This is a genomic window from Streptomyces sp. NPDC001373 (assembly GCF_042895815.1).
Classification (GTDB): domain Bacteria; phylum Actinomycetota; class Actinomycetes; order Streptomycetales; family Streptomycetaceae; genus Streptomyces.
On record NZ_JBIAWQ010000033.1, the window covers coordinates 1 to 24,250 of the forward strand.

At 70.3% G+C, this 24,250-nt stretch carries 21 protein-coding genes and 3 pseudogenes; 15 read left to right on the top strand and 9 right to left on the bottom strand.

From position 1 onward, the window contains the following. Positions 1–599 precede the first annotated feature (599 nt). Both ACFY15_RS35290 and ACFY15_RS35295 read left to right on the top strand, forming a co-directional pair. On the top strand, positions 600–1,274 hold the full coding sequence (locus ACFY15_RS35290; RefSeq protein ID WP_390690932.1) for a hypothetical protein: 675 nt from the start codon (positions 600–602) through the stop codon (positions 1,272–1,274). 99 nt (positions 1,275–1,373) lie between these two features. Then, entirely contained in the window at positions 1,374–1,616 is a 243-nt protein-coding gene (locus tag ACFY15_RS35295) for a hypothetical protein (RefSeq protein WP_390690931.1), read from the top strand. A gap of 239 nt (positions 1,617–1,855) precedes the next feature. On the opposite strand, the gene ACFY15_RS35300 is transcribed toward ACFY15_RS35295, so the two are convergent. Continuing rightward, positions 1,856–2,533: a response regulator gene (locus ACFY15_RS35300; protein ID WP_390690930.1), complete on the bottom strand. Its 678-nt coding sequence runs from the start codon at positions 2,531–2,533 to the stop codon at positions 1,856–1,858. After that, positions 2,530–2,954, bottom strand: a pseudogene (locus ACFY15_RS35305) (sensor histidine kinase); the annotation flags it as partial. The gene ACFY15_RS35300 and the pseudogene ACFY15_RS35305, both read right to left, overlap by 4 nt. A 76-nt stretch (positions 2,955–3,030) precedes the next feature. On the opposite strand from ACFY15_RS35305, the gene ACFY15_RS35310 reads away from it, so the two are divergent. Beyond that, entirely contained in the window at positions 3,031–3,201 is a 171-nt protein-coding gene (locus ACFY15_RS35310; protein WP_390690929.1) for a hypothetical protein, read from the top strand. Between the two features lie 22 nt (positions 3,202–3,223). Here the strand turns inward: ACFY15_RS35310 and ACFY15_RS35315 are convergent, their stop codons facing one another. Both ACFY15_RS35315 and ACFY15_RS35320 read right to left on the bottom strand, forming a co-directional pair. Next, entirely contained in the window at positions 3,224–3,940 is a 717-nt protein-coding gene (locus tag ACFY15_RS35315; RefSeq protein WP_390690928.1) for a class I SAM-dependent methyltransferase, read from the bottom strand. A gap of 53 nt (positions 3,941–3,993) precedes the next feature. After that, positions 3,994–4,509, bottom strand: a complete 516-nt coding sequence (locus ACFY15_RS35320) for a hypothetical protein (protein ID WP_390690927.1) — start codon at positions 4,507–4,509, stop codon at positions 3,994–3,996. Positions 4,510–4,644: 135 nt separating this feature from the next. On the opposite strand from ACFY15_RS35320, the gene ACFY15_RS35325 reads away from it, so the two are divergent. The 3 genes and pseudogenes from ACFY15_RS35325 to ACFY15_RS35335 all read left to right on the top strand — a co-directional run bounded on the left by ACFY15_RS35325 (position 4,645) and on the right by ACFY15_RS35335 (position 9,553). Further along, positions 4,645–5,901, top strand: coding sequence for a histidine kinase (locus ACFY15_RS35325; protein ID WP_390690926.1), 1,257 nt, complete (start codon positions 4,645–4,647; stop codon positions 5,899–5,901). A gap of 63 nt (positions 5,902–5,964) precedes the next feature. Beyond that, positions 5,965–6,959, top strand: a pseudogene (locus ACFY15_RS35330) (helicase associated domain-containing protein); the annotation flags it as partial. A gap of 1,250 nt (positions 6,960–8,209) precedes the next feature. Next, positions 8,210–9,553 (top strand): alpha/beta hydrolase, encoded by a 1,344-nt coding sequence (locus ACFY15_RS35335; RefSeq protein ID WP_390826877.1) that lies wholly within the window; start codon positions 8,210–8,212, stop codon positions 9,551–9,553. A gap of 22 nt (positions 9,554–9,575) precedes the next feature. On the opposite strand, the pseudogene ACFY15_RS35340 reads toward ACFY15_RS35335, so the two are convergent. After that, a pseudogene (locus tag ACFY15_RS35340) lies at positions 9,576–10,576 on the bottom strand (IS5 family transposase). Positions 10,577–10,835: 259 nt separating this feature from the next. Between ACFY15_RS35340 and ACFY15_RS35345 the strand changes: the two are divergent. Continuing rightward, entirely contained in the window at positions 10,836–11,729 is an 894-nt protein-coding gene (locus ACFY15_RS35345; RefSeq protein ID WP_390826878.1) for a carbon-nitrogen hydrolase family protein, read from the top strand. Between the two features lie 207 nt (positions 11,730–11,936). Here ACFY15_RS35345 and ACFY15_RS35350 read toward each other — a convergent pair whose 3' ends face one another. Then, positions 11,937–12,188: a hypothetical protein gene (locus tag ACFY15_RS35350; RefSeq protein WP_390826879.1), complete on the bottom strand. Its 252-nt coding sequence runs from the start codon at positions 12,186–12,188 to the stop codon at positions 11,937–11,939. A gap of 542 nt (positions 12,189–12,730) precedes the next feature. On the opposite strand from ACFY15_RS35350, the gene ACFY15_RS35355 reads away from it, so the two are divergent. After that, positions 12,731–12,883: a hypothetical protein gene (locus ACFY15_RS35355; protein ID WP_390826880.1), complete on the top strand. Its 153-nt coding sequence runs from the start codon at positions 12,731–12,733 to the stop codon at positions 12,881–12,883. Between the two features lie 417 nt (positions 12,884–13,300). Here the strand turns inward: ACFY15_RS35355 and ACFY15_RS35360 are convergent, their stop codons facing one another. Further along, on the bottom strand, positions 13,301–13,504 hold the full coding sequence (locus ACFY15_RS35360) for a hypothetical protein (RefSeq protein ID WP_390826881.1): 204 nt from the start codon (positions 13,502–13,504) through the stop codon (positions 13,301–13,303). 473 nt (positions 13,505–13,977) lie between these two features. Here ACFY15_RS35360 and ACFY15_RS35365 point away from each other — a divergent pair, with 473 nt between their 5' ends. The 5 genes from ACFY15_RS35365 (at position 13,978) to ACFY15_RS35385 (ending at position 18,182) form a co-directional block, all read left to right on the top strand. Further along, the gene (locus ACFY15_RS35365; protein ID WP_390826882.1) at positions 13,978–15,351 is read left to right on the top strand and encodes an acyltransferase domain-containing protein; all 1,374 of its coding nucleotides are present in this window, start codon (positions 13,978–13,980) and stop codon (positions 15,349–15,351) included. Between the two features lie 219 nt (positions 15,352–15,570). Continuing rightward, entirely contained in the window at positions 15,571–16,047 is a 477-nt protein-coding gene (locus tag ACFY15_RS35370; protein WP_390826883.1) for a hypothetical protein, read from the top strand. A gap of 220 nt (positions 16,048–16,267) precedes the next feature. Then, on the top strand, positions 16,268–16,918 hold the full coding sequence (locus ACFY15_RS35375; protein WP_390826884.1) for a hypothetical protein: 651 nt from the start codon (positions 16,268–16,270) through the stop codon (positions 16,916–16,918). A 90-nt stretch (positions 16,919–17,008) separates the two neighbouring features. After that, positions 17,009–17,380 carry a hypothetical protein gene (locus ACFY15_RS35380; RefSeq protein ID WP_390826885.1) on the top strand — a complete coding sequence of 124 codons (372 nt, stop codon included), beginning with the start codon at positions 17,009–17,011 and terminating at the stop codon, positions 17,378–17,380. Between the two features lie 271 nt (positions 17,381–17,651). Then, positions 17,652–18,182, top strand: coding sequence for a hypothetical protein (locus ACFY15_RS35385; RefSeq protein ID WP_390826886.1), 531 nt, complete (start codon positions 17,652–17,654; stop codon positions 18,180–18,182). Between the two features lie 16 nt (positions 18,183–18,198). On the opposite strand, the gene ACFY15_RS35390 is transcribed toward ACFY15_RS35385, so the two are convergent. Next, the gene (locus ACFY15_RS35390; RefSeq protein WP_390826887.1) at positions 18,199–18,531 is read right to left on the bottom strand and encodes a hypothetical protein; all 333 of its coding nucleotides are present in this window, start codon (positions 18,529–18,531) and stop codon (positions 18,199–18,201) included. Between the two features lie 289 nt (positions 18,532–18,820). On the opposite strand from ACFY15_RS35390, the gene ACFY15_RS35395 reads away from it, so the two are divergent. After that, a complete protein-coding gene (locus ACFY15_RS35395) occupies positions 18,821–19,150 on the top strand; it encodes a DUF6354 family protein (RefSeq protein WP_390826888.1) in 330 nt (109 codons plus the stop codon). A gap of 782 nt (positions 19,151–19,932) precedes the next feature. Continuing rightward, the gene (locus tag ACFY15_RS35400; RefSeq protein ID WP_390826889.1) at positions 19,933–20,409 is read left to right on the top strand and encodes a hypothetical protein; all 477 of its coding nucleotides are present in this window, start codon (positions 19,933–19,935) and stop codon (positions 20,407–20,409) included. Positions 20,410–21,088: 679 nt separating this feature from the next. Here ACFY15_RS35400 and ACFY15_RS35405 read toward each other — a convergent pair. Further along, positions 21,089–24,187: a DNRLRE domain-containing protein gene (locus ACFY15_RS35405; RefSeq protein ID WP_390826890.1), complete on the bottom strand. Its 3,099-nt coding sequence runs from the start codon at positions 24,185–24,187 to the stop codon at positions 21,089–21,091. Between the last annotated feature and the right edge of the window lie 63 nt (positions 24,188–24,250).

A 24,250-nucleotide genomic window follows, 5' to 3' on the forward strand; every position in this document is an offset into this window, starting at 1 on the left:
CATCACCCGCAGCCGCCTCGGACGCCTCACCCGCCAAGGCTTCCTCACCCAGCCCGGACGAGGCTGCTACCAGAAACGGACTTAACGTCCTCTGACTACGCGGCATTGGGGCTAGCGGTCCGATCTCCACCCATAGCACCCTCCGACCGCCGTAAGAGAGGGCTGCGAAGGCAACATCGAGGGCAGACCCGCAGATTCCGCCCCGTCGCCACACGACCAGGCGACAGCAGATCCATCCAAAGACGCACGAACCGTCCACTGACACCTGGATCGACCATCCGATCGCCGACCATGCGGTGTGACGTGGCCTCGACTACGGGCCAGTGGCTGAGCGGAACATCCGACGACCGCGGCAAAAGCGGTGTCCCTCGGTCTTGCGGCGGATCCGGCCACACCGGGCAACTGAGCGTGCAGGTCCGCACGCTCACCGCATGCGGGAAGGGCATGGGTAAGGTGGCTCATTCACGCCGTCCGACTCGTACCCGCCTGGAGAATCGCAGAAGTAACAGGCGGTGATGAAACGTTCGTTCGGTGGTGGCTGGATTCGCCGCTGCCGTATGGCGGTTCACCGACCCCCCAGTACGGCGAGAGGCTCCACGATGACAACGAACCGCGTCAGGCGCTACGCAGCCCGCGCGCTGACCATGATGATCGCAACCTGCGCAGTTGCGGCGGCGGCCACCCTTCCAGCGTCCGCCGCCGACCAGCCCACACGGCAGCAGCTCATGGCGGACTGCGCCTCGGGCGAAGGCAAGTGCACGTTCAACTCGCCCCAGCTCGAAGAGGCGTACCTGGGCGAGTTCCGGCAGGTGTCGAACTCCCTCTTCAACTGCAGCACGTCTGATGCCACTCAGGCGATGACGTGGGACGACACGGTGGGATCCACCGACTCCTTGGGCGTCTCCGTCACCGCTGGCGGCAAGATCGCGGGCATAGTGGACCTGAGCGTAACCGCCAGTTACAGCCACAGTTGGTCGAGCTCCCACTCGGAAAGCAGTTCGCTCAACATGACGGTGAAGCCCGGCGAGGTGGGCTGGATCTCGCGGGCACAGGTGATGCAGAAGGTCTCCGGCACCTGGCAGACCCACTACGACAGCCCCAAGTGGGGTCACTACTACTGGTACTTCCAGGACACCATCACTGGCCCGGTTCAGAACGGCACCGACGGAAAGAGCAATGCGGTCGTGGTGAAGAGCCGGAAGATGACCACCTCGGAGAAGCGTTCCTGCTCCGAGGGATCCCGCAAGGGCAGCACGTTCGTCCAGGAACGCTGAGCAGCCGCCCGCGCATGACCCCGGCCCCCCGTCCCGCCGGGAGGGGGGGCCGCTGCGAAGTCCCTGCCTCGATCTCCACACAGTCCCTCCAGCCGCGCGGTGCTCATCGGGGCGAGCAAGTTCGCCGACGGCGACCTGCCGTCGATCCCCGCCGTGCGGAACAACCTGGACACCCTGCACCGCGCCCTCACCCACCCGCGCCACCGGCTGCTCGCGCCCGAGCACTGCCGCGTCCTGCCCGATCCGGGCGACCATCGCGGCGTCGGAGCGTCACTGCACCGGGCGGCCCGTGAAGCGGGCGACCTGCTGCTCGTCTACTACGCGGGCCACGGTCCTCGATGAGGACGGCCGGCTGTACCTGGCACTGACCGGCATCGATCCAGCGCGGCCCGGTTTCACCTCGGTACCACTGGAAAAGGAGATCACGGTCGGCGAGACAGAGCCGGTGCCCGTGACGCTCGGCGTATGGGCGGCCGCCTCGCACCCAAGGCCCGCCGGGCCCTGGCCAACCTGGCCCGCCTCGCCGGCTACTTCCCCACCGCCCTGGCCGCCGTCCCTCTCGGGTGGTCCCCAGGCCGGCGCTATCCGCGCGCCAGGAGGCCGTTCTCCATGGCGACGACCACCGCGCGGGTCCGGTCGCCGACGTCGAGCTTGGCAAAGATCCGCAGCAGGTGCGTCTTGACCGTGGCCTCTCCGATGAACAACCGTCTGCCGATCTCGGCGTCGGACAGTCCGTCCGCGACCGCGCGCAGCACCTCGCTCTCGCGTGCGGTGAGGGCCACCCGCGCAGGCCGCCGCATCCGGGCGACCAACTGCTGTGCCACGCGCGGGGCGAGGACCGTCTCCCCGCGGGACACGGCGTGGATGGCGTCCACGAGCTGCTCGCGGGTGGTGTCCTTGAGCAGGTAACCGGTGGCGCCGGCCTCGACCGCCCGTTCGATCTCGGTGTCGATGTCGTACGTGGTGAGGATCAGCACCCGGGTCCGCGGGTGCGCGGCCGTGATCGCGGCGGTGGCGCCCACCCCGTCCAGTACGGGCATGCGCAGATCGAGCAGAGCCACGTCGGGCTCCAGCCGGGCGGCGAGTGCGACGGCGGCGGCACCGTCCTCCGCCTCGTCGACGATCTCCAGACTCGGCTCCGCGGACAACAGGGCCACCAGTCCGGCGCGCATCACCGTGTGATCGTCCGCCGTGATCACGCGGAGACGGCCCGCGCCGCCGTCCCGGCCGTCCGCGGTGCCCGTCGATGCGGTGCTCACGTCGTCTCCTCGCTGTACGCCGGTATGAGGACCAGGACGCGGGTGCCGTCCCCGACCGAGCTGGTGACGGTCAACTCCCCGCGAACTCCTCCAGCCGGCGCCGCATCCCGTTCAGCCCGAAGCCGCGGGAAGAGCCGACGGCGAACCCGCGGCCGTCGTCGGTGACCTCCAGCTCGATGGCCCCCGGCTGCCAGGCCAGGACCACCGAGACCGTGGACGCCGCCGCGTGCTTGCGGACGTTGGCCAGCGATTCCTGCGTACAGCGCAGCAGCGCGATGCGGGTCGGTTGGTCGCAGTCGACCTCGGCCAGTTCCCCCTCCACCATCAGCCCGGTGTCCTCGGCGAACCGGTCCAACGTGCGGCGCAGGGTCGCGGCCACCGAGCCGGTGGCGGTCCCGCCGGCCGGGGCGGACCCCACAAGATCGACGACGAGCCGTGGTAGGCGGCTGCAGAAGGTTCCACTGGTCTGCTCGTTCTTTGCGACGACGTTGGTGTCCGTGCGCACCACGTTCGGCCGCGCTCCCCGGGGCGCACTGTTCCGTCTGGCGGCGGATCGGCCGCACGAGGACCTCTGCGCCCCGAACCCCGACGAGGTCCTCCGCAGGATCGCGCACGGCTCTCAGGGCGTGGCAGTCATGGACGGCGGCGAGCTGCACCTGTCTCGGTGATCGCGGTCCCTGCGTGCGGTGCTCACGCTTCCCCGCCGTTGGTGTCCCGGTCGCTGTGGGCGAGGCGCTCGTTCTGGTGACCCGGCGTGTCGGCTCCGCAGGGTCGGAAGCGGGCGAGGTATGCCGTGCTTGGGCCGCGGCGCTCGGTCAGGTGGAGGCCGGCGGCGTCGGCGAGCCGGTGCAACCGGCCGAACGGGATCCAGTGCCGGTCGAAGAACTCGCCGATCACCAGCCGTCCGCCCGGTGCCAGCACCCGTGCCGCCTCGCGCAGTACCCGACCCGGCTCGGGGATCTCACCGAGGGCGGTCACGGCGTATACGGCGGCGAACGTCCCGTCGGGATAGGGAAGTTCACGTGCGTCCGAGTGGGTGGGCCTGATCGTCGCCAGGCCGTCGCGCTCGGCGCGGCGCATCACCTGGTCGAGCATCTCCTCCTGGATGTCGAGCACATCGAGCCGTCCCTCCGGCCCGAGCTGCGGGGCGACGTGCAGCGACTGCAGGCCCGTCCCCGGGCCGATCTCCAGGATCCGCTCCCCCGGCCGCGGTTGCAGTACGGCATCCATCCGGTCGGCTGTCAGGAACGGCAACGGCAGGTCGAGGAGGCCGCGCTGAGCGTACGGATAGGGCGCCGTGTCGCCCAGCCACCAGGCGGCGGCCAACGCGGCGCCGACGCCGGCGGCGACCGCCCAGCGGGTCCGGGCCGCGATCGGGGCGACGGGGGCGGTGGTGATGTGGTGCATGATGTCCTCCGGTGGATTGATGTGGTCCGTGGAAGGTGGCTGGGCGGTCGGCGTCACGCGTGCCGGCTCAGCGCCCGCAGCGCCAGCCGGCCGCACAGCGCGGCGAGCGGCAGCTCGGCGCCGAGGGCCATGGCGAGCGCGGTGGCGAAGTCGCCGCCCGGGGCCGCGGTCGTGGTGTCGAACCAGGCGTCCACCACAAGCAGCGTCGCGGTCGCGGCGCCTGCCAGGGCGTGCCGCCGGTCACCGCGGGCGGCGAAGAGTCCGGTGGCGATCAGGCCGAGCGCCTCCAGCGCGTCGAGCCCGACCCAGACGACCGGCCAGTGTGCCGCGGTCGCGGTGGCCGGGAGGCCGGTGGCCAGCACGTACAGCCACGGCAGCAGGGTGAGCCCGCAGGCGACCAGCAGCCACCCGGCCCGCCGCATGCCCCGCGCCGGGCGCGGCTCCTGCGCCTCTTCGTGGAGCGGGATGACCTCGGCGCGGTCCAAGCCCTCAGCACCGGCCGATTCGTCCTTGCACAACACCAGGTGACGCATCGTCTTCCCCCGCTCCCCGCCGGCTCTCCCCTTCACGTGCTCCACCCTCCGCCACACACCAGGGCGCCGTCAGTCACGCAGGGTTCCGACCCGGGGTGGAGACAAGTGCACCCCTGAACCGGGCAAGAGCGTCATGGCACGGTGATGGCCTGCGGCTTTACCGTATGACGCATGCAACACACCACGTGGCTAAGGCTGGTGCTGGCCCGGACGTTCCGCAGGGCGGGACACCAAACCGCGCTCGTCGCCGCCGGCCTGCCGCTCCACCTTGCCGTGGTGCCGATGTGGCTCTGGCTGCTCGGCACGCTGGCGGCGTTGGTGCCGGTTCTGACTCCGCTGCCCGTGCTGCTCACGCTCGCGGTGACACCCCTGCTGACCATGGGGCAGCGGCGGCGCTACCGGGCGCTCATCGGCAAGGACCTCCCGTGCCCCGCCGTACCCGGACCGGGACGCAGCTGGAAGTCGGCGGTGCGCCGGCTGACCACGCGGGCCTTGTGGCGGCAGGCCTGCTACCACGCCGTGGCGGGTCCGCTGTTCGCCCTTCTGGACCTCGCCGTCCTCGCTGTCTGGGCCACCGCTCTCGTGGCCGCCTCCATCTACGTATGGATGTGGGCGCTGCCCCCGCAGTGGCGGGTCACCGCCCTCGGGCACACCACGCAGGCCGCGTACCTCACCGCCGGCGGCCTCGCCCTGCTGTTCCTCTGGCCCCGGCTGGCCGGCGCTCTGGTGCGGCTGGAGACCCGTGCGGCCGAGGTCCTGCTCGGCCCCAGCCGCGCGGAGAAGCTGGCCCGCCGGGTCGCCGACCTCTCCGAGAGCCGGGCCGGTGTGCTCGACGCCGCCGACGCGGAACGACGGCGGATCGAGCGCGACCTGCACGACGGCGCACAGCAGCGCCTCGTCTCACTCGCCGTCAACCTGGGCCTGGCCAGGTCCACCCTCGGCGACCTGCCGGAAGACGCCCGCAAGGTGATCGACGAGGCGCACCGCGAGGCGAAGGAGGCGATCGCCGAGCTGAGCAACCTGGTGCGAGGCCTACACCCGGCGGTCCTCGAGGACCGCGGCCTCGACGCCGCGCTGTCCGGGGTCGCCGCCCGCCTCCCGATCCCGGTGCGCCTGGCGGTGGACCTGCCGCAGCGCCCCTCACCCACGGTCGAGGCCGTCGCGTACTTCGTGGTCTCCGAAGCCCTGACGAACGTGGTCAAACACGCCCAGGCGACCCGGGCGAACGTGACGGTGGAGCGGATCGGGGAAACACTGCTGGTGGTCGTCGCGGACGACGGAGTGGGCGGCGCGGATCTCGCGCCGGCCGGCGGCACCGGACTCGCCGGGCTCGCCAAGCGCGTCGCGTCCGTCGACGGCACGTTCTCCTGCCGCAGCCCCGCCGGTGGCCCGACCGTCATCACCGTGGAGCTGCCGTGCGCGCCGTGATCGCCGTGATCACCGGGGACGAGCCGGCGGTCGCCGTCCACGACTCGGGCGTCGACGCCCCCCATCGCCGCCTTCCTGCGCACCCGCATCTACCAGCCCGAATCCCAGGTGTGGCTGGAGGGCCACCAGGCCCTGAACCGGTGGCAGGCCGAGAACGACATCACCGGCCTCTACGCCGTCCCGCATGACACCGAGACCGAGGTCGGCGTCACGAAGGCGTTCCCGCTCCGCCGGTGGGTGCACCAGCAGCGCAAGGCCTGCGCACCGGGGAACTCGAGGACCGCCGCAACGTCCTGCTGCACGCGCCGGAGGCCGGGATGGTGTGGGAACCCGGCAAGGAAGCGTGGGAAGCCAAACTCGCCGCACTCCGCTCTTACCGGCGCGCCACCGAACACCTCGCGCCCCGGCAGGACGCCATGTGGGGCGAGGACGACGAGATGGTGCCCGTCGGGCAGTACATGGCCAACCTCCGCCGGAAGGGCGCGAAGAACGGCCTCGGGAAGGACGAGGACACCGCCACGACCCGGGCCGCGCAGCTCGCCGCGATCGACAAGGACTGGAACTGCCCCTGGCCCCTGGACTGGCAGCGCCACTGCCGCGTCCTGGCCGACCTGGTCGACGCCGACGGGCAGCTGCCCGACATCGCCCCGGGCGTGCTGCTGGACGGCGACGACATCGGGCGGTGGCTCCAGCAGCAGAAGCAGCCGACCACTTGGGCGCGCCTGTTGCCCGAGCAGCAGGCGCGGCTGACCGCGCTGGGCGTGGAACCCGCCCAGGCGCCGCCTCCGGCCCCGGCGGCCAGCCGTGCGGCGAAGGGGCCGAGCAAGGCGCAGCAGGCGTTCCAGCGGGGCCTGGCAGCCCTCACACAGTGGGTGGAGCGGGAAGGCGCCCATCGGCCCGTCCCCAGGGCCCACGGGGAGGAGATCGCGGTCGAGGGCGAGGCGGAGCCGGTCGTCGTGAAGCTGGGTGTGTGGGTCTCCAACACCAAGAGCCGGCGGGACAAGCTCACCGCCGACCAGCTCGCCGCCCTCGCGAAGCTGGGCGTGGACTGGGCGTGACACACCACCTCGCCCGTCGTTGAGCCGGGAGGTCAGCGAAGTGGAGGCCCCGGGACGTTCTGCTGTGGTGGATCACTGTGCAGCAGGATCGTGGTGTGGACGTGATCCCCTTCTCCGGGGGCGCCGGTAGGTATTCCGACGCTGCTGTTCACGGCTGCCGGCAGATGTGGCCGACCTCGTTGCGCATTGGCCTCGGTGGTCGGCGCGAGCTTGGCCCGGTCGGGTCGGACACTGCGGGTACCGGCCCGGGGCAGCCCCGCGTCCCGACCGTGGACGCGGCGACGGGCGGTGTTTGGCGGAACGAGGTGGGAGCGTGAGCGGTGAACACGCGACATCGGGTATCCCTGCCCTAACCCCTAAGGGTCGGGGGGCGGGGGCTTCGTGCGCTGATCAGGTGAGACCGGAAGGTTGCGAGGCTTCGTCGAGCGGGCCGACGCGCTGGCCTGGCGCGTCACCGCCGCTCCTGACGAGCTCACCGCCGACATGAACTTGGCCGCTGGCCGGCGCCCGACCCTCGCCGCTCCCCCTCTGCCACCGCTCGGGACGCGGCCGGCACTGCATGGAACGCCTATGCCGGGCCCCTGCTGTCCGCGTGTGGATGCGGACGGCGGTGGGCCTCAACTGATCAACAATGCCTTGTCGTTGGCTTCCGTCCGCTGGTGTGGACCGTGGCGAGGAGCGGCAGCCCGATCGGTGTGGGGTCGCAAGAAGTCTGGTGTCGTCCCCACCCCAGCGGATGGCGGAACGCGGCAACCGTGTTCTCCCGCTCCTGCCCTGACGCCGACGGCACACCGATCGACCGTTGCCGTCGGCGCCGCGGCCCCGTGTGCCATTGCTGCGCCGCGGGGCCGGGTGTCCACGGGGTGACGGCCGGCAGTGGCCGGTCGGGCACGCACCCTGACCGATGAATGCCGAGGAGTTGGACTCCAGAACCACCTCGGTGCGTCGTCGTACACCACAAGTTGGATCACGAGCCCATCCCCGAGCCGTACGAGGTACGAGTGGACGGAACAGAGACTGGAGGCAACCCGAGACACTCACTCTGCACAGAGGACTGGCGCATGTTTCTTCGAGGCGGACGAACGATTTCCGTACTGACCGTCGGTGCGGCGACGACCGTGATGGCAGCGCTCACCCCCGCGACAGCGTTCGCGGCGGGGGATCCGCTTCAGCCGTACGCCCAGCAGAATCTCCGTTGGGAGCGCTGCGATACGGGCCACCCGGCAGCGTTCGAGTGCGCGAAGGTCAAGGTGCCACTGGACTATGGCGACCCCGGAGGCCGGAAGATCGACCTCGCCATATCGCGGATCAAGGCGGGCAGCGCGAAGGAACGGCACGGGATACTGCTGATGAACCCCGGGGGCCCGGGCGGTCCGGGGCTGACCATGCCCGTGGAGATGGAGCCGCTGTTGCCGAAGGAGGTACGCGAGCGGTTCGACCTGATCGGCTTCGACCCTCGCGGGGTCGGGCAGAGCTCGCCGATCGGCTGCGACCTGACGAGCGACGAACAGACCTTCCATCACCCCTACGATGCGGGAACCTTCGAGAAGGACGTGGCCCGGGCCCGGACGGTGGCCGACAAGTGCTGGGCCAAGGCGGGGGACGTGCTGCCGCACATCACCACCCGCAACACGGCGCGGGACATGGACATCGTCCGGGCGGCACTGGGGGAGAGGAAGATCTCCTACTTCGGGCACTCGTACGGCACATACCTGGGCGCTGTATACACGCAGATGTTCCCCCGGCGTTCGGACCGTTTCGTGCTCGACAGCGCGCTCGATCCGGCGCTCGCGTGGCGAGGTCTGTTCCGGGGATGGTCGGCGGGGGCAGAACTCGCCTTCACCCGGTGGACCGAGTGGGCCGCCGCGCGCAACGCCACGTACGGGCTGGGCTCGACTCAGGCGGAGGTCCGGAAGACGTACTGGGAGCTGATCGCCCGCGCCGACCGCACGCCCGTACCGGTACAGGGTGGGACGCTCAGCGGCGGCGCCGTCCGTTCCCAGTATGGCGCGTTCGTCCACGTTGAGACCGTCACCCCGTGGATCGTCGCGTTGAAGACCGCGGCCGCGGGGGGATCGCCCGCGCCGGCCACGCCGACCGCGGCGGTGGTGACCGACTCCGCTCCGGTTCGGACCGCCGACACGGGGGCGGGGGCGGGAGGGTTCGGTGCGGCCGTTCCGGCGGACAACGCGTCCGCCGTCGTGTGGGCCGTCTTCTGCGGCGACACCCGCAGCTGGCCGCGCGACCCCGAGCAGTACCGCCAGGACGCGATCCGAGACCAGGCCAAGTACCCGCTGGCCGGCGACCTGGGGGCCAACATTCAACCGTGCGCGTTCTGGAAGTCGGCGGGCAGCGAGCCGGCCACCGCGGTGAGTAATGACGTCAACGCGCTGATCGTGCAGAACCAGTGGGACCCGCAGGCGACGCTGGCCATGGCGCAGGGCATGAGGCGGGCGCTGCACGGCGCGCGGATGGTCACGGTGGCCGGGGGCGAGGGCCACGGTGTGGTGGTGGCCGGCCCGTCCTGCGCGGACGCCGGCGTCACGCGATACTTGACCACAGGCCGACTGCCCGCGAAGGACCTGACCTGCTAGGGAGCGTATTTGGTTGTGATCATTAGGTGGTCCGGGTGAGGTCTTTGAGCCAGATCATCGAGGCGCGTAGGTGGAGGCCGGCGAGGTAGCTGTCGGGGGTCTTGTCGTACCGTGTGGCGATCCCTCGCCAGGCCTTCAGCTTGTTGATCAGCCGCTCGACGGTGTTCCGCTCCTTGTAGAGATCGGCGTCGTGGCCGACGGGCCGGCCGCCTCTGGAGCCCTTCTTCTTCCGGTTGGCGGCCTGGTCCTTCTTCTCCGGGATGACTGCCTTGATGCGGCGTTTGCGCAGGTGGGCGCGGTTGTCGCGGGACGAGTACGCCTTGTCCCCGGCGACCGCGTCCGGCCGGGTGGGGGGACGGCCTACGGGCCCGCGGACCCGTACCTTCCCCAGCACGGGGATGAACTGCGGGCAGTCGGCCGCCTGTCCCGCGGTCAGGATGAACGCCAGCGGGCGGCACTTCCGGTCGCCAGCGACATGGATCTTGCTGGTCTGTCCGCCCCTGGAGCGTCCGAGCAGGGCGGCCTTCAGCCGGAGTCTGCGTCGGCGCCGGATACGCCGCCGCTCTTCCCGTTCAGGATCGCCTTCGGTCTCCTGCCCGGTTTGTTCGCCGCAGTCGCCCCCTTTGACCTGGCCTTCTCCGCCTCGGCGGCGGCCTTCTCCAAAGCGGTGAGGACCTCCTCGTCCAGGTGCATGCCGGCCGCGTCGTGAGGGGCCCGGGCGGTGGTGGAGTCAATGCTGACCAGGGACAGGTCCACCTCGCCCCGCTTCGCGGCCTCCGCGATCAGGCCCTCCATCAAGGCTTCGAAGACCCCGGCGTCACGCCACTGCCGGAAGCGGTTGTGGACCGTCGACCAGGCGCCGAACTCCGCCGGCATCTCCCGCCACTGCCCGCCCGTCTTGAACCGCCAGATCACGCCTTCGAACTGCTGCCGCAGTCTCTCGGGGTACGGGCCGTACTCGCCGATCGGCAGGTACGGCCCGATGAACTCCCACTCCGCATCAGTCAGTTGCACACGAGTCACCCAAGAAGGTCTACCTGTCCAGGCCCCGCCACGCAGGCAAAACCGACAGATTGATCACGATCCAATACGCTCCCTAGGGCGCCCGTTGGAATCGGGAGACCTCCACAGCGCACTGCGCCACCGCTGACGATGCGTTGGGGTTGGCGAGGAAGGTGATGGCGGCGACGACGTCGGCGAACCGGACAGAACCCGAGCGGATCCGGCCGGGCCAGCCGGAGCATCGGGCCGGGCAAGCAGCGGGTCGCGTAGCGTCCGCGCCATGGCGAGGACATTGCGGCTGGCCGTCGCGCAGAGCACCGTGCCAGAAGACCCCACCGACCGCGGCGCGCTCCGGTCGGCCGGGCAGGAGATCCGGACCCTGATGGCCGAGGCCGCCCGCGCGGGGGCGCGGCTGGTGCAGTTCCCCGAGGGGGCGATCACCTACCCGAGCAAGCACGTGATGGCGACCGCCCCGGACGGGGAGATGGTCCCGGCCGACTGGAGCCGGGCCGCCTGGGACGTCCTGCGCGAGGAGGCCGAGTCGATAGCCGCGCTGGCGGGGGAACTGCGGCTGTGGACGGCGTTCGGGTCGATCCACCCCCTCACACCACCGAACCGGCCCCACAACAGCCTCTTCATCGTCTCTGACCGCGGCGAGCTGGTCGCGCGGTACGACAAACGGTTCCTGTCGCACACCGAGGTCTCCTACCTGTACACCCCAGGGCGCGAGCCGGTGGTCTTCGAGGTAGATGGAATCCGGATCGGCTGCGCACTGTGCGTCGAGGCGAACTTCCCGCCGCTCTTCGCCGAGTACGAGCGCCTGGACGTCGACTGCGTCCTGCTCTCCGTGATGGTCGACGACGCTCCGAGGGCGCGCGTCGCCCAGGCCTACGGAACGCTGTACAGCTACTGGCTGGGCTACGCCGTACCGGCACAGTTCAGTGCCACAGTGCCGTCTGGGATCGTGGCGCCCGGCGGCCGGTGGCTCGCACAGTGCCCCACAGACGGGCAACCCGCTCTGGCGGTCACGGACATAGACCTCGACTCGGCCGACCCGGACATCAACGTGGCCCTTCGATACGCCCGGCCCTGGCGCCGCCTGGCACAGGACGGTCTTTACGAGGATCAGAAGGTGGCCGGCGACCTGCGCAGCGACATCCGCACCGCCTTCTGAGACCGCACCGCCTCGCTGGCCAGAGTGCTACGAGGCGGCTCTTTTCGCCCTAACCGGGCGACGCCCGCTCATGGCTGATTCGTCTCGGTGTGTGTGCCTGGGGTGGCGGGCGTCCTGAGCAGCTTCTTCGAAGGAGGGGGCGGGTGGGGGCAGTGGGTGTGCCGGAGGCGTCCGGCGGTGGCGGACCCGGGCCGAACGCCCGGCTGTTCAGGAGTCGGCCGCTGCGGGCCGGTGGTGGGCGGACAGAGGCCCGAGCGCGGCGTCGCGCTCCAGGAGCGGGTGGTCGAGGAGCTTGTCGACGACCCTGTGCTCGGCAGCGGCGGCAGCTACTTCACCAGCGGCTTCATCAAGGAGCCCTGGTCGAACGGCATGACACACCGCTACTGGCACCAGCCCCTCCAGGACCGGCTCGCCGAGTTCACCGCCGCCGGACTCGCCCTCGACCACCTTGTCGAACACCAGCCCCTTCCGTCGATGGCCCGCCACCACCCAACCGAACACGAGAAACTGACCCGCCAGCCTGGCTTCATGCTGTCCGGCTCCACAAGCAGAACTCTGGAACCTAGGCACTACGCCAGCCGCCTCCACCACCTCGGGAGTCCCCCCGTGCCTATCCAACGTCCGCTCCTGGCCGTGGTCAGCGGCCCTCCGGCGACCGGCAAGACCACCCTCGCCCGGGAACTCGCCCAGCACCTGGGCTGCCCCGCTATCCTGCGCACCCCGATCACGACCCCAATGGTGACGATCCCCTCAACATCCCAGCCCTGGAGGCATTCTTCGCGACGATCGCCGTACTTCTGCGGGCTGGCACGACCGTCGTCGCCGAAGCCGCCTTCCAGGACCGCCTCTGGCGCCCCGGACTGGAGCCGCTCACGACCTTCGCCGACCTGCGGATCATCCGGTGCACCACTCCCGCGTCCACCATCGCCCGGCGAATCTCCGACCGTGCCCACCACGACAGCCACAGGGCCGCCCATGGTGACAAGGCCCTCCTCGCCGACATGAAGGCCGGGCTCTACGACCCCGATCAGTTCGTCCCCATCAGCCTGGACGCCCCGAACCTGCTGGTGGACACCTTCGACGGCTACGTGCCCGGCATGACGGAGATCCAGAGATTCCTGCTGCTGCGGGACCGGGAAGGACACGCCGCCTGAGGACCGGACCTGGACCGTCCTATGCAGACCAGCACTCGGGCTGACCGACGGACGTCCGGCCCACCGCGGAGTAAGCACCGTGGGTTCGCTCCACCGCGAGAATGCTCGAAGCGTGAGCACCTCAGCGCTTCTTGTCTCTCGTTCGGGTCTCCTCCCTGCCGTTCGGCACCACCCGGCCAGGCCACGCGAGAAGATGGGTCCCTACCGCCTGACCGACTACACGGCGGTGTTCGACCCCGCCGACCCTCCCCGCTCGGGCCGGATGGTGTTCATCAGGCCGGTGGCGTCGATGAGGGCACCCGGGAAGGGGAACGTTCCCGAGGGCGCCGTGTCCCGACAGGCAGCCGTTCGAACGGGCAGCAGCATTCAGAACGCGCTTTGAAGGTCGAAGGCCCGCCCGCCCCGCGCCTGCCCGGCCTATGCGGTGTGGGTGAGCAGGACGTACCCCTTGGCGCCGGAGTGGAAGATGACCAGCACCCCCGGGTGCTTGGCCTCGTCGCTGTACACGGCGGCGTCGGCGACTTCGGGGTGCCCGGCGTTGAGGATCGCCGCAACCAGGTAGGCGCACACCGGGCCGGACCCGGTCTGCCCACCCGCGTCCAGGAGAGCCGGCCACTCCACCGGGGCGGCGGTCGCGCCCTCACCGGATGCTCAGCCTCGGAGAACTTCGCCCCCCTCGGCGAGCGACGTCGACAACCCGACCCACACTCGGGCGCCGGAGGGAAGCGTCACCACGACCCCGTACGGGCGGCCGTCCTCCTGCCAGGGCTCCGCCGTCGCGACCTCGGGGGCCTGGGCGAGAGTCTCGGGAACAAAGGCCTGAAAGCGGTCAATGCGCACGGCAGGAGGGCCCCTGTGTTCGAGGCTGGTGGACTCGGCAACCCTACGGCCGCCCCGGCGGATGACAACCTCCCGCCTTGAGCGCCTCCCATGCCACCGCGCACGAGGGTGGGAGGAACGGGCCCGCCGTGGTGAACCCGCTCGCTTGGCTGCATGATCACAACACATTATTATCGTCGTAGCGACGATAATAATGCCTCAGGTATCTCCACCCACGGCCGTCGCGACCCACCATCGCCCCTCAGGAGGCACACATGACACCGGCCCGTGCCGCAGGGGACAGGACAGCCGCCCATGAGGAGCTGGCGCGGCAGGCGGTCAGCGCGCTGGTGAGGATCGCTTCCGACACCGGCCACTGGAAGCAGGATCTCCACTACGACCTCACCTGCGCCCTCGCCGGCGCCACTTCGGGCCAGGCCGAGTTCCACTACATGGACTGGCTGACCGCGTGGCGCAAGCGGTGGATGGCCGCTCGTGAGGCGGCCGACCGGGACGCGGAGGCAGCCGAGGAGGCCGCCCTCCACGAGAAGATGCTGACCGCGCTCCGGTTCCCTTCCCGTACGGAGCGGGGGCTGCGGAAGCTGGTGAGCCAGTGGACGCGGGCGGACCGCCAGGCGCTGACCGCTTGCGACATCAGGGAGGCCCTGGGCCTGGGCGAGGAGTTCCGGGACTGGACCGAAGCGCTGCAGAACGTGAAGGGCCCCGTCCTGGTAGCCGCGGTGCCCGAGGGTGACAGCCTGATCGCCTTGATGGAGAAACTGGGGATCCCCCGGGAGGACCACTCCGACATCGCGGCCGCGGCCGAGGCCGTGACCGTTGCTGAGCCGTGGCTGTGGCTGCTGGAGCGGACGGTCACGCTGCTCCGCTCCCGGATGGGCCGGAGCTTCAACATGCCGGTCGGTCCCGTGATGCCCGACCACGGCCTGGAAGGCTGGTGGTTCTACACCGTGGCCTTCCTGGCCGCGTTCCCCCACGCATGGGCCTTCCACCTCGTCAACGGGGTGCCGAAGGAGATATCGGCGGCGAGTCTGGGGATCCTCGGCGAGAAGATCTCCCTCTACCGGACGGGAGCCGGGCACGGAGGACTGGTCCAGCACGACTTCGTGGCGGCTGTCTTCTGCGGGCGTGTCTACCGGCTGGAACAGCTCGACTGCGTGGCGTGGAACGAGCGAGTGGAGGTGCTTGTCCCCCACACAGCGCAGCCGCTGACGACCGTGCCGGACCAGGCCTGGGCGGACCGCGTCCACGCCTTCCTGCGCCGCCTGCCACACGAGTATGGGGAGGGCGTCCAGTGGGAGCGGGAAACGTTCACCGTCAAGGTCGGGGGCTGGCTACTCGACCAGGACCTGGCCGAGTACCTCCCCGAGGACCACGAACTACGCCGGTTCACCGCCGCACTCGACCCCTCCACCCGCACGCCCGACCCCTACCCCGTCCAAGACCAGTACGGGCTGACCGGAGGCGACCGCGACGCGATCAAGCACGCCTTCGGACGCTACGTGTATGACCTGGCCGATGCGTTGTCACTCACGCCGGAGACCGATGTCCAGCACGCCGTGATTGCTCACCTCCGGGCCGGCCGCCATTGGACCCTGCCCGCGGCAGGGCACCGGATCCTCTCGCAGTGAGCGGAACGCGGTCGGCACTCGGCGTTGGGTAGCGGCGGGAAGGCGGCAGGAATCTGCCTGCGGCCGCCACCAGCCGTGCCCGGCCGCGGTGCGCGGGCGGACGGGTTACTCACGAGCCCGGCCCGGTGGCCTTGAGGGGCGCAGCGGCGGTGACCACGCTGTCTAGGGAGTGCCGGAGGCCGATCACGGTAACGAGGATGACCAAGGTGATCGACCCCAATGTGGTGCAGGCCTAACGCCTCGCAGCTCGGCGAGCGTCCCTTCGATCCCGGCAGGTTCCGCGGCTCCATCGCGCGCGGTTGCGACACCGCCGACCTGCGCAGTATGGACCAACTGCGCGACGGGCTCGCTCTCGACGATGGCGGGGCCGGCTGGTCCCCCGTTCCCCTGGGCGCGTCAGAGGCGTACCAGCTGCGCTTCCCGGCACCGCCCGGCATGCGCGCCGAACCGAGCCTCGGCGCCGTGGGTGATCAGGGGCTGGCCAATCACGTTGCCGGCCTGGCCGGGCAGAGCGAGGGACGGGCCTGGGAGGACCCGTTTCTCGGCACCGGCTACACCGGTGGGGGCGTCCCGGAGTGGCTCGCCAGGCCCACCGGCTTCCCCCACCATGCTGAAATCTGGCGTATGCACGCCGACGGTACCGAAGAGGCGGTCAGCTTCTTCGACAAGAACGAAGGGCTGTGGAGAAAACGATGACTGACCCTGCGGGTTTCCCCGATCCGGTCAAGGGCGAGGTTGCCGTTTTCCGTGGTGAGCCCTATCGGGCGCGGGGCGCCGCGGGCCTGTGGCCGTGCGTCGAGCTGCTGCCCGAGCCCGGCCGCCCCGCGCCCGAAGGTCTTGCGCCGCGCGAGTCCGCGGACGGGTCGGTGGGATATCCGGTTCCTCCGGAGAGCCTTGAAGCCTGGCACGCCGTGACGTGGACGTTCCGTTGGCGCGGCGAGCTCTTCGACTGCACCGCCGCCGCGCCCACCACGCTCACGGGCTACCATCTCGGCTCCGACGAACACTTCGCCAAAGAGCACTCAAGCGCTGGGGCATCCGTTATGGCGGCGTCTTCCCGCGCGAGGAGGTCACCGAGCTGGAGGAGCACCGTGAGGATCTGCTCCAGCCGCTGCACGCCCTGGTGAGGCGTCTGGCCGCGGCCGACCATTTCCGTCCCAAGGCTTACGCGGTCTACCAGGGCCGGACGTACCCGGCTGCTGCCGAGGCGGATGCCTCGGGCCTCGTCGCACTGAGCACCGGGCCTGACCGGCCTGAGGGTCTTGTCGCCGATCCCCGGGACTCGGGCTCCGGACAGTTCCTGGCCGCCCCGGAGCAGTTGGACGCCTGGTACCGGACCCACTGGACCTTCCGCTGGAAGGGCGGCCCCTTCGACGCCGTCGGTACGGTGGACGGCAGAGTCAAGGGCGTCTACACGGGCGGCAGCTGGGGCTTCGCGGACAACAACATGCTGAACGAGGAGAGGGCTCCCGACGGAAGCGGCTTCTGGTACACGGTCACGGTGGGCCTCAACGGTGTCACCGACCTCGAACAGCACCGCACCGACCTCCCCGCCGACCACGCGTGAACCCGTGGCCCGGTGCCCGGACTTCCGTAACTCCTGACGAACCGTGGGCCGGGGGGGCCGGCGGCGGGGGACCGTCCTAACGTTCGTGGGATGACGACCGCCGTCCCCGTTCCGGCCATCGACCACCACGCGCTGCTGGTGCTCCTCCTCCAGCTGGTGCTCCTGCTGCTCCTCGCCGTCTGCCTGGGGCAGTTGGCCGCACGCTTCAGGATGCCCGCCATCGTCGGCGAGCTCCTCGCGGGCGTGCTCGTCGGCCCCTCGGTCCTCGGCCATCTGATGCCCGGCCTCGCCGGCCGGCTGCTGCCGGAGCAGCCCGCGCAGATGCACCTCCTCGACGCGGTCGGCCAGCTGGACGTCCTGCTCCTCGTCGGACCCCGACACGGAGTGATCACGGCAGCGCAAGCGCACCTCAGTGGACGCTGGACGAACGGGCCTACGCTGAAAGGGCGGCCGGGCCGGTGAGCGGCCCCCGGCCGCCGGGCCCGGCCGCGGGCGTCTCCTCCCCCCTCCGCAGACGCCCGCGCCGGGCCTCGGCCTCTCACCCTTGTGCCGACTCCAGCACTTCAAGGATGTCCGCAGGATCGAGGCTCCGGTGGCTCACAAGCTTGCTGGCGACTGCCTATATCTGCGGCCACCACTGTTCAGCCGCCGCCCGGGCCCGCTGACGCTGACGGGGCCAGTTCCAAGCCCGTGGAGCAGCGCCGGAAGGCCCGTAGTCCAGCCTGGGCCAGCCATGCCCGCGCAGAGAATCAACGAGTTCGCGGGCAAGGCCTTGATCATCAATTCCACCCATCTCTACGGCCCAGCGCTCCGCATCGGCGACCGGCCCTTGGCGCTCGATCCAGAGCAGCTGGGCTTCCACACCGGCAGCGAGCATGCGGAGTGTGTCGTCTGCGGTGCCGGCGCCGAGATGCAGACCTCGATTGCGCCCGCTGGACCTCGGCACCCCGCACCGGCCGCAAGGTGGGGCGTCCTCGATCTCCACGGCAGCAAGGGGTATCCCGGCGTAGAACGCCGCCACAGCGTGGCCGGCTTCATGAACGGCGGCGCTCATCATCAGCTGCTCCTGGGAGCGGTCTCGCAGACCTTCGAGACAGCAGACCCTGCCAGAAGGTTGTGGAACGCTCGTGTATCCCCAGTAGATGCGGTCACCCCATTCGACTTCGACGCGGTGGCCGTACGTGTCTTCGCTTCGGGCACGGGCGTTCCTTCCATGTGTGTCAGTACGGTCTGCGGCTCATGGAGTTGTCGGCCCAGCGCATGACGTCCTGGGCCCGGCTCTAGCACTTGAACCGGGTGAGCATGTCGACCAGGGGCCCGCTCAGCTCTACCGCCCCTTCGGGATCCTCCTTGGCCAGCACGTGCCATGCCGAGTGTGCGTTGCGGATCACCTGCGCGGTCTCCGTTCGGGGCTCGGCGCCGGCTTCGCCGCGGCGCAGCGCTGTGTGGATCAGCAGCTGCACGGTGTCGTACCAGTCGGTGCGCTGGGTCAGCGTCAGCCAGGCCCGTGCGCTGAGGGTGGTGATGGTGTGGGGGTGCAGTGGCCCGTACTCGGCTTCGAGGGCAGCTTCCAGCTTCTCCGCTGCGGCGATGGCAGCGGGAAGGTCTCCCACCGCGTGCACCGCCCACAGCTGCGCGCAGGCGTCCTGGTGCGCTTCGGGCAGGGGCGCTCCCCACGGTTCGGAGCCGTGCTGCCGTGGGGGCCACGGCCTCCGTCGGGGTGGGGGTGGGCTCGGCGCGAGGCTGCGGGGGCACCCGGCACGGCGGTCAATCTGAACTCATGCACGTAGGGAACCGGCTGAAGGCCACGCCCCAACGAGAAGACCGCGGGCCGCTGCCAGAACACACCGCAATAGGGTGCATGCGGCAGGACATGGGGTTCTGCGGAGTGGAGGACTGATTATGACGGCCGCCGTCACCACAGGTCAGCTGTACCGGGATCTGGCCCCCGACATGAAGGTCCGGGACCGGCGGCTGCGTGTCGTGGAGGTCGGCAACGCCCGCGCCCGGCTCGTGGTGGAGCACGACCTCGCCGGGCAGCACGGGAAGACCACCTACGCCAGCGTCGTGCGACTCGCCTCCCGCGCCTTCGAACTCCTCGAGGACACCATCGACGAAGACCCTCACTACCTCACCGTCCTGGCCGCCATCTCCGCCGTACACCACCCCGACGCCTCCCCCGCCGACTACACCCGCGCCGCCCTCCATGCCATCCGCAACACACCTGCGTAGACCACGGCGGCGTTCAACACGGCCGGACGGCCAGAACCCGGCGGCGGGGACGGGCCCGGGCGCCGGGCTGGGTCAGGAGGGCGGCGACGGCTCAGCCAAGGTCACCTTCAGCCCCCGATCCGGACCTGAACCGCTCGACCACCCGCACCTCGCCGAGCACCGCCAGCGGAGCCGCCCCTGGCACGGCAGTCGGCGCGGCGAGGCTCCGAGCTCTCCGGCCGTCAGATCGGCCAGCGTGTCGGCGTCGGTGGTCCAGCCCGACAGCTCGTCCACCCCCTCGCTGGCGTCCGCGGCGACCGAGCCGGAGCACTCGCCCTCGACGAGCAAGGCCTACGCATCTTCGACGCGGCTGGCTCCCACGAGGAGACCTCCAACTACGCCTTCCACTGGTGGCGGCTGAACATCTTCCGCTCCCTTCTCTTGGCCAGCCTCGGCGAAGAACACGCCGCCGTCGAAGCGACGGATCGGTCACCCTCCCGCCCTGTGACCTACGCTTCCGCAGGAGTGAGCGCGGCAGGCGAGTGGAAGCCCCTGGCGCGAACGCGGTGGAAACGGTGAACTTCACACCCGGAACGGGCCAGACGGATGTGGCGCTGCGCAGCGCACCATGTGGGGCCCACACCGGACGTGAGCGATCCGTGCCGGCCTCCGCGTGAAGGACGTCCCCCGGCGCGCCCGGTGTCTTGCGGTAAGGGAAGCCGACGCCGAACACTGGTTGTCGTTGGCCCGTTCACGCGGGCCCGGACGCCAGTACACCGGTCACGAGCTGAGGAGCGTCACCCATGCAGCGGCTCCGGAACGTACGACGCACAGCCGCACTTTCAGTCGCGGCCCTGGCGCTGGCCGCAACGGCCAACGTCACGGCCGCGAGCACCGCCAGTGCCAACGGCTGGCCCTATTGCACGGACACCCCGTCGAGCTGGGGGGCCTGGACCATCAAGGCGTGCGTGTGGTGGAGCACTGCCGACGACGTGGTGTGGGCGGCTACTGAGGCCAACGCCCTCCCGCACGCGACCGACGTCAGGCTCTACACACAGCTGTGGCGGAGCTGCGACGGCAACCGCACGTGGCAGATGGTCGACTCCACCGCCTACCGCGGCGGCACCCACGCGGGCCCGACCGACGAGGGCGTCGGCTACTGGGACGACTCCACTCACTGGGTCACGCGCGGGTCATGCTCCTTCCAGGCACACAGCTGGCTGGACGAGAGCGGGGTAACCCGCGCCAACTCATGGGCGGTGATGTGGGGTCGGTCGTAACGTTTGAGTGGTGTGACATGGCACGGCCCCCACAGCTCGCGGTGAGCTCGGGGCCGCACCGCACCCTCCATCCCAGCCGCTGCGGGCCGGTACCGGCCCGGCCACCGCGGCAACGTGGCCGTCTATCGCGCAATGCCATAGCCACCATCGTGGCGGCGCCCTCGGTACGAGTGATCAGGTCCCGGGCCAGCACCGCATTGATCACTGACAGGTACTCACCCCGGGCGCAGGGGCGGCCGGGGGTGCTGCTTCCCGACGGCGTGGGAGTGCCACCAGCAGGCATGTGGAGTCCGAGCAGGCCGGTCAGGGTACGGCGAGTGCAAGCCGGTGGCACACCGACGAGCGCCCGTGCGTCGGCGCACCAGTCGGCGGCGCTGAGGCACTCGCGGGCGCACAAGGGAGCCGTCTAGGATCGATGCTGCCGCTCGCCGATCCCGGTCTCGCCCGGGAGGCCCTGGTCGAGAAGATGTACGGGTGGGATGAGGGCGAGCCGCCGGAAACGGCGATCGCTATCACTCTCACATGGTGCACGGGCGCTGCAGGGCGTGGCGTGCGGAACCGTCGGCGGCACCTTCCGCCCTACCCGCCCCTGTGGGAGGGGGGTCTGGTGGCTTCGGTGTCAGGGATGTGCGCTGCCGCTGGCGCCCGGCCGGGAGTCCGGCCGGGCGCCAGCGTGCTGTCAGCCGAGGGTGCGGGCGGTGTTCCAGTCGTCTTCCTCGACGCGCCAGCCGTTGCCGATGGCGGTGCGGCCTCCGTAGTAGAGGTGGAGGGTGCCGTCGTTGCGGGTGAGGTAGAGGTCGGGGATCCCGTCGTTGTTGACGTCGGGGGTGCCTCGCAGGAGGGGCCAGGTGGTGCTGTCCCATCCGGTGGTGCCGTAGGCGAGGTCCTTGCCGTCGGCGGAGTTGACGGCAAGGGCGAGGGAGTTGATGTCGACGCCTCCGTTCGTGCCGGGCTTGCCCCGTCGCAGGGCCAGGCCCCGGTCTGGGGTGGAGTCGTCGCGGTAGACGAGGTCGGGGACGCCGTCGCCGGTGACGTCGCGGATGTTGATGATGTCGCGCTTGGTCCAGCTGGTGGCGGAGAGTTGGCGGGCTTCGGTGATGGTGGCGCCGCTGTAGCCGGTCAGGGCCCAGAAGGTGTCCCCCGCCGTGGCGAAGATGTCCTCGAAGCCGTCGCCGTTGACGTCCTGGACGGCCACGATCTGGGAGAGCGTGGCCGGGTCGGGCGCGCCGGCGGGCAGGAGGATTTCGGTGCGGCGGCTGATGTCGAAGCGGCCGTTGCCGTCGCCCTGGTAGACGTAGAGCTTGCCGTCGGGCATGCGGGCGATGAGGTCGGTGATGCCGTCGCCGGGGTACCAGTCGCTGGAGTGCGCGATCAGCGCGTCCCTCCAGTAGCCGGCGGGTGCGGGCTTGCCGTTGTCGGTGGCGGCGGGCATCCACGCGTCGACGTCACCGACGGCGTCGGCGGGGTAGACGCGCAGGTCACCCTTGCCGTCGACGGCGAGGATGTCGGCCTTGCCGTCGCCGGTGACGTCGCCGGGGCCATCCAGGCCGGGGCGGGGGCGGACGTAGAAGGTGTAGATGAACGGGTTGGAGACGTTCCCGGACTTGGTGACGATCCGGACGTAGAACAGGTTCGGGCCGGCGTTGTCGGGGTTGACGTCGACGGTGACCGTGTCCTGGCCGGCGGCCGGGACCGTCTTCTGGTCGTAGACGGGATGGTTGAGCGACCACTGGAACTCGCGGATGTCCGCCGGGTTCGTACCGCCCGCGATGACGGTGATCTTGCCGGGGCTCAGGGTGTTCTTGCTCCATTCCGCGCCGTCCGGTCCGGGGGCGGGGAAGTCGTCGGAGCGGATGGTGGGGGCGGTGGGCTGGGTGTGGTCGATCGTGAACGTGCACGGCCTGTCCGTGCCCGCGGGGCCGGCGGCCGAGGTGGATCCGTCCCAGTCGCTGGCGGTGGCCGTCCACGAGTATGAGGTGTTCGCGGCGAACGATTCCCAGGGGATGGTGGTGCGGGCTACGCCGTAGCTGTCGGGCCAGATCCACTGGTCGAAGACGACCTGGTTGTCGGAGGTCCGCCAGACCTTGAACTGGATCTGCTTGAGGTTGCCGTCGCCGTCGTGGCCCTGGACCTCGAACATGACGTCGGACTTGCCGACCTTGTTGAACGGCGCGTCCGTCACACACGCACCGCCGGGGACGGTGTCCATGCCGGCCTGGGTGGGCTCGTCGGGTGCCTTGTTGTACTCGACCTCGATGTACGGGGCGCTCTCACCGTTGGCCTGGAACTTCTTCCAGAAGTTCGCGTCGCTCTCGTTCGGGGAGCGCAGGCCGAGCGTGAGGTTCTGCCAGGCCCCGCGGGCGCCTTCCTCGACCTTCGACTTGATGTCGATGCCCACCCACGCGTCGGGGCAGGAACTGTTGTAGCCGAAGCCGGTGGACGCCCCGGCGATGCGGTTGCCCCAGAACCCGGCATTGTCCGTGTTGTTCCACGTGCTGGAGCTGGTGATCAGCGGCGTGTGGTAGACGTCGAAGGCCCGCGCGGTACAGCCCCACGAGTAGGTCTGCAGCATCCGCAGGTTCGCCGTGCGGATCTGTGAGCCGTAGAGCTCGCTGCCGAAGTCGAAGATGAACGCGGCCCGGGAGGTACCGCCCGAGGTGGACTCGTAGCCGACGCGAGCCTCGGGGGTGCCGCTGCCACTGTTGTAGTTCTGCCCGTTCCAGAAACTGGAGGATCCCTCGGTCTTGTAGAAGGTCGTCCAGTTCTGCTTGTGACCCTTGAAGGACGGGTCGATGAAAACCGGGTAGACAGTGTCCCCGTCCTCAAGCAGCTTGCTGCTGGGGGTCACCGTCAGGACGTTCTCCGCGCTGAGGGCGGCGGAGGCGGCCTTGGCGTGGTTGCCTTCCGCGCCGTTCAGCCCGGGCAGGGCGAGCGTGGGGTGGTTCTTGGCCTCGGGGGCCGGAGCCGGGACCGGTTCCCCCTCGGTGACGGCCACCTTCCCGGCGGAGTCCCACATGAACGGGGTCGGCGAGCCCGCGATCTCCTCGCCCTGGGTGTCCTGGGCGCTGACCGAGCGCGAGGCCTCGTCGAGGTGGAAGGTCAGGTCCGGGGAGGAGAGGCGGTAGTTGAGCTGGCCGAGGAGGGGGTCGGCGGCGGCCTGCTTGTCCTTCACGACCAGGACATGGGTGTAGCCGCCGTCCTGGGCGGTGAGCACCAGGTCGATGCCCGGGCGGACGTTCTCGTACAGGGCCCGGGGACCGGAGATGACCGGCTCAGGCAGCAGGCCAGGCCAGGCAACGGTCAGGTCGTGACCGTCGAGATTCAGACGGACGAGGTCACTCCAGGCGGGCTGGGGGGTGTCGGCCTTGGCGACGGCAGGCTGGACGAGGGCCACACGCGAAGCACCACGTGATGCCCGGCTACCGTCACCGGCTGCCGCCGCCTTGGTGCCCGCGCTGAAGACGACCTTCCCGTTGACGGCCTTCGGCGCGAAACCACCGTCCACACGCTGCAGGGTCGTGTCGATCGGCTTCCACTCATCGCCGACCTTCGCCCGGTTCGCCAGGCTGGACACCCGCAGCTTGAACGTGCCGCCGGGCTGCGCCCAGGTGCTGCTGTACGCGGAGGCCTCGGCCGTGACCTCGACCTCCTTGCCGCTCTCCCGCGCCAGGCGGCGGGCCTCGGTCGCACTGACCGGCCCCTTCGCCTTCGCGGGCTTGGCCTCCACCGGCTTGCGGGTGTCATCGTGGTTCAGGACGACGGGCACGGCGACGGCCACGGCGAGGAGGGCCGCGAGACCACCCCACGCCCTGCGCCGCCGATACCAGCCGCTGCTCTCAAC

Coding starts and splice junctions, on each gene's coding strand:
- ACFY15_RS35315 (WP_390690928.1), bottom strand. CDS start 3,940: ATGCACCACATCACCACCGCCCCCGTCGCCCCGATCGCGGCCCGGACC.
- ACFY15_RS35395 (WP_390826888.1), top strand. CDS start 18,821: ATGACGGCCGCCGTCACCACAGGTCAGCTGTACCGGGATCTGGCCCCC.
- ACFY15_RS35290 (WP_390690932.1), top strand. CDS start 600: ATGACAACGAACCGCGTCAGGCGCTACGCAGCCCGCGCGCTGACCATG.
- ACFY15_RS35380 (WP_390826885.1), top strand. CDS start 17,009: ATGACGACCGCCGTCCCCGTTCCGGCCATCGACCACCACGCGCTGCTG.
- ACFY15_RS35345 (WP_390826878.1), top strand. CDS start 10,836: ATGGCGAGGACATTGCGGCTGGCCGTCGCGCAGAGCACCGTGCCAGAA.
- ACFY15_RS35365 (WP_390826882.1), top strand. CDS start 13,978: ATGACACCGGCCCGTGCCGCAGGGGACAGGACAGCCGCCCATGAGGAG.
- ACFY15_RS35325 (WP_390690926.1), top strand. CDS start 4,645: ATGCAACACACCACGTGGCTAAGGCTGGTGCTGGCCCGGACGTTCCGC.
- ACFY15_RS35385 (WP_390826886.1), top strand. CDS start 17,652: ATGCCCGCGCAGAGAATCAACGAGTTCGCGGGCAAGGCCTTGATCATC.
- ACFY15_RS35400 (WP_390826889.1), top strand. CDS start 19,933: ATGCAGCGGCTCCGGAACGTACGACGCACAGCCGCACTTTCAGTCGCG.
- ACFY15_RS35370 (WP_390826883.1), top strand. CDS start 15,571: ATGTGGTGCAGGCCTAACGCCTCGCAGCTCGGCGAGCGTCCCTTCGAT.
- ACFY15_RS35355 (WP_390826880.1), top strand. CDS start 12,731: ATGAAGGCCGGGCTCTACGACCCCGATCAGTTCGTCCCCATCAGCCTG.